The sequence below is a fragment of the Spirillospora sp. NPDC049652 genome, from assembly GCF_040675125.1.
Lineage (GTDB): Bacteria > Actinomycetota > Actinomycetes > Streptosporangiales > Streptosporangiaceae > Spirillospora.
In genome coordinates, this window is record NZ_JBFAOF010000637.1 from 1 (window position 1) to 4,326 (window position 4,326).

Annotated in this window: 4 protein-coding genes; all 4 read right to left on the minus strand. The window is 75.5% G+C overall.

From position 1 onward, the window contains the following. The coding region (locus tag AB0J52_RS29610) for a thioesterase II family protein (RefSeq protein ID WP_500185853.1) at window positions 1–410 on the minus strand (410 nt) is incomplete at its 3' end. Then, complete coding sequence (locus tag AB0J52_RS29615; protein WP_500185856.1) at window positions 407–1,054, minus strand: GNAT family N-acetyltransferase; 648 nt, start codon at window positions 1,052–1,054, stop codon at window positions 407–409. The genes AB0J52_RS29615 and AB0J52_RS29610, both read right to left, overlap by 4 nt. Next, complete coding sequence (locus AB0J52_RS29620) at window positions 1,047–1,256, minus strand: MbtH family protein (RefSeq protein WP_500185858.1); 210 nt, start codon at window positions 1,254–1,256, stop codon at window positions 1,047–1,049. The genes AB0J52_RS29615 and AB0J52_RS29620 overlap by 8 nt, the downstream gene beginning before the upstream one ends. Beyond that, on the minus strand, window positions 1,253–4,326 hold a 3,074-nt coding region (locus AB0J52_RS29625; protein WP_500185860.1), incomplete at its 5' end, for a non-ribosomal peptide synthetase. The genes AB0J52_RS29625 and AB0J52_RS29620, both read right to left, overlap by 4 nt.

Genomic DNA, 4,326 nt, shown 5'->3' on the forward strand with positions numbered 1-4,326 from the left:
CGCACGCCGCCGTCGTCCAGCGTGGAGATCCGGCGGCGGTCGCCCCAGCCGTCCGGGGAGCGCGCGCCGGACGCGACCAGGTGGGCGAGCGGCAGGCCGCGCTCGCGCATGAGCAGCGCGGTCTCGTAGGCGACCAGCGCGCCCATGCTGTGCCCGAACAGGACGGCCGGGCGGTCGGCGTACTGCCCGATGGCCCCGGCGACGAGCCTGGCGAGCCGCCGCGCGTCGGGGACGAGCGGGTCCCGGAGCCGGTCGGCGCGGCCCGGGTACTGGACGGCGTGCAGCTCGACCGCCGGGCCGACGGCCTCGGCCCAGCTCCGGTAGAACACCGCCGACCCGCCCGCGTGCGGGAAGCAGAACATGCGCAGCGGGGCCCACGGGCGGCTGGTCGTGCAGCGGAACCAGGTCACGGCACCAGATCCTCGACTTCCTCGGGGACGTGACGGGCGAGGCGGGGGTCGTGCGGGAGCGGCCAGGGGGCGAGGCGCGGGTCGGGGACCACCTTGGAGGTGACGGACTCGGCGGCCACGGCGAAGCCCCGGTTGCGGTAGTTGGCGATCGCGTTGGGGTGGTCGAGCGAGCTGGTGCGCAGCCAGACGCGGGTGGCGGGACCGGAGTGCCCGGCCCACAGCCGCCCGCGCTGCCAGGCGCGCCGGGTGCACTGCTCGACCAGGTAGCCGCCGTAGCGGCGGCCGACGAACGCGGGGGTGAGGCCGACCAGGTGGATCTCGGTGTCGCCGCCCGGCTGCGCCTCGATCTCGAAGTACCCGGCGACGGTGCCCTCGGCCATGGCGATCCAGGTGGACAGCTCGGGGCGGTCCACCCAGCGCGTCCAGTCGGCGTGCGTCCAGCCGAACCGGTCGGTCCAGCAGACCCGCGCGCCGACGGCCGCGTACAGGGCCCGGTTGACGTCCGGGGACGGCACCCGCGCGAGGGTGAAGGTCATCTCGACGGACGGCAGCGGCGCGGGCCGGAGCGCGGCGGGGTCGAGCATCTCCATCGTCCACTCGGTGACCGCGGGGACCTCGACCGGGTCGGACGCCGGCTCAGCCACCCATGGCCTCCGCCAGGCCGCGCGGGCGCATGTCGGTCCAGTGCTCCTCGACGTACTCGACGCACGCGGCGCGGGTGTCGGCGGGCTTGGCGACCGTCCAGCCTGCGGGGACCTCGGCGAACGACGGCCAGAGCGAGTACTGGCCCTCGTCGTTGCGCAGCACGAGGAACGTGCCGTCGGGGTCCTCGAACGGGTTGGTCATCGGGTGGTCCTTCCGGCCGGGTGATCTGTCAGGTTAGCGTGGCGTTCGTCCAGCTCGGCGGCGAGCACCGGGCCCATCAGGGCGACCGCCTCGGGGTCCATCAGGCCGTGGTGCTCGGCGTCCACGGGGTGCTCGGCGACGCGGCCGGCGACGACCGCGCCCCAGTGCTCGACGGGGTCGGGCGCGTCCGCCGGGCGGCCCCGGAGCGCGGTGAAGAACAGCACGTCGCCGCGGAACGTCCCGGGCCGGTAGGTCTCGGCCTGCCGGATGCCCGCCTGGTAGGCGCGGAAGACGCGGACCAGGTCGTCCTCGCCGAGGGTGGCCAGCACGTCGGCGCGCTCGGCGAGCAGCTCCATGATCCTCGGGACGTCGGGTTCGCCGTCGCGGATGAGCGCGGCGGGGTCCATGCCGATCGCGCCGAGCACCTCCGGCAGGACGTCGCGCTCGGCGGAGTCCAGGTCCTGCCCGTGGTAGGAGTCGATCAGCGCGAGCAGCCCGACCTCCGCGCCCGCCGCCTGGAGCCGGCAGGCGGTCTCGTAGGCGATCAGGCCGCCGAGCGACCAGCCCGCCAGGTGGTACGGCCCCTCAGGCCGGACGGTCCGGATCAGCTCGGCGTAGTCGGCGGCCATCGCGGCGACGTCCGCGGCCGGTTCCGCGCCGGTGAACACCCGCGACTGGAGGCCGTAGACGGGCTGGTCGGCGGGCAGGTGCGCCAGGAACTGCATGTACCCCCAGGCCAGGCCGCCCGCCGGGTGGACCAGGAACAGCGGCGGCCTCGTCCCGGTCGCCCGGATCGGCAGCAGCGGCTGGAGGCCGGGGTCGGCCCCGGTCCCGGTGTCGTCGCGCCGGACGATCCGCTCCACGGTCTGGTGCGTGAACACGTCGCGCGGGGTCAGCTCGACACCCGCCTGCTCCGCCCGGCTGACCAGGCGGAGCGCGGTGACGCTGTCGCCGCCGAGGTCGAAGAACGACACGTCCGCGCCGACCTCGTCCAGGCCGAGGACCTCGGCGAACACCGCGCAGAGGGCCTGCTCGGCGGGGGTCTCGGGCGCGCGTCCGGCGGCGGCCCCGGCGAAGTCCGGGACGGGCAGCGCGCGGCGGTCGACCTTGCCGGTCGGGCCGAGCGGCAGGGCGTCCAGGACGACGACCGCGGCCGGCACCATGTACTCGGGCAGCCGCTCGGCGAGCGCCCGGCGCAGCGCGGCCGTGTCGGGGGTGGCTCCGGCGGCCGGGACGACGTAGGCGACCAGGCGTTTGACCCCGGCGTCCTGGTGGACCAGGACGGCGGCGTGCGCGACGTCGTCCAGTCCGGCCAGGGCCGCCTCGATCTCGCCCAGCTCGATCCGGAACCCGCGGATCTTCACCTGGAAGTCGGCGCGGTCGACGTATTCGAGCGCGCCGTCCTCGCGGCGGCGCATCAGGTCGCCCGTGCGGTACATGCGGGCGCCGGGCGGGCCGAACGGGTCGGCGACCCAGCGCTCGGCGGTCAGCGCGGGCCGCTTCAGGTAGCCGCGGCCGAGACCGGAACCGGCGATGTACGCCTCGCCGGTGACGCCGGGCGGGACGGGACGCAGCGCGTCGTCCAGCACGTACACCCGCATGCCGCCCATCGGACGGCCGAGGACGGTCGTCGTCTCCGCCGGGTCCGCGAGCGCGGCGCGCATGTCGGCGTAGGTGGCGTAGGTGGTGGCCTCGGTCGGCCCGTAGACGTGGCCGAGCCGGAGGTCCGGGCAGGCGGCGAGGACCTTCCGCATCGCGGCGGCCGAGCCGGACTCGCCGCCGGTCAGCACCTCGCGCAGCCCGGCGAACGCCTCGGGCCGCTCCTCGGCGACCAGGTTGAACAGGGCGGTCGTGAGGAAGAGGCCGGTGACGCCCTCGCTCTTGACCAGGCGCTGGAGTTCGCCCGCGTCCACGCGTCCGGGCGGGGCGACCACCGCGGTCCCGCCCGCCAGCAGCGGCACCCACAGCTCGTAGGTGGACGCGTCGAACGCGTGCGGCGAGTGGACGAGTACGCGGTCGTGCGCGCCGGACCGCAGGGCCGGATCGGTGGCGAGGTCCACCACGTTCTGGTGGGTGACCATCGCGCCCTTGGGCAGCCCGGTCGAGCCGGACGTGAACATCACGTACGCGAGCTGCTCGGGACGGACCTCGACGCCCGGATCGGTGTCCGGATATCCGGCCAGGTCGGGGCATTGGTCGATGACGATGGTCTCGGCGGCGACGCCGAGGTCCGCGACGCGGGGGCGCATGGCCTCGTCCACCAGCAGGACGGGTGCCTCGACCTCCTCGACGGCCCACCGCACGCGGTCCTGCGGGTAGCTGTGGTGGATGGGCGCGTAGGCCCCGCCCGCCTTGAGGACGGCGAGGGTCGCGACCGCGACGTCCGCCGACCGTTCGAGGAGCATCGCCACGCGGGTGTCACGTCCGACGCCCCGCGCCCGCAGCAGGTGGGCGAGACGGTTGGCGCGCCTGTCGAGCTCGCCGTAGGTGACGACGCCGTCGGGCGTGCGGAGGGCCTCCCGGCCGGGATCGGCCGCGGCGTGGGCCGCGAAGCGCGCGGTGATCGTCTCGGGGACGCGTGCTACGGCCTCGCCCTGCCCGTCCTCCAGGAGCCGCCGGCGCTCGCCGGGCGGGAGCACCTCGACGCGGCCCAGCGGGGTGTCCGGTTCGTGGGCGATCGTGTGCAACACGCGCACCAGCCCGTCCATGATCCGCCCGGCGCGGTCCGCGGTGAACAGGTCGGTGCGGTGGTCCAGCCGCAGCGCCAGCCGCTCCCCCGGGACGGCGGCGAGGGCGAGCGGGTAGTGCGAGGCGTCGTATCCGCCGACGCCGTGCAGGGTGAGCCCGCCGATCGCGGCTCCGGCGGCCTCCGGGTCGAACGGGTAGTTCTCCAGGACGGTCATCGTGTCGAACAGCGTGCCGACGCCGGAGAGCCGCTGGATGTCGGTGAGGCTCAGGTGGTGGTGCGGCAGGAGGTCGGCCTGCTCCCCTTGGAGGGCGGCCAGCGCCCGCGCGACCGTGTCCCCCGGGCGCGCGCGCACGCGCACCGGGAGGGTGTTGATGAACAGGC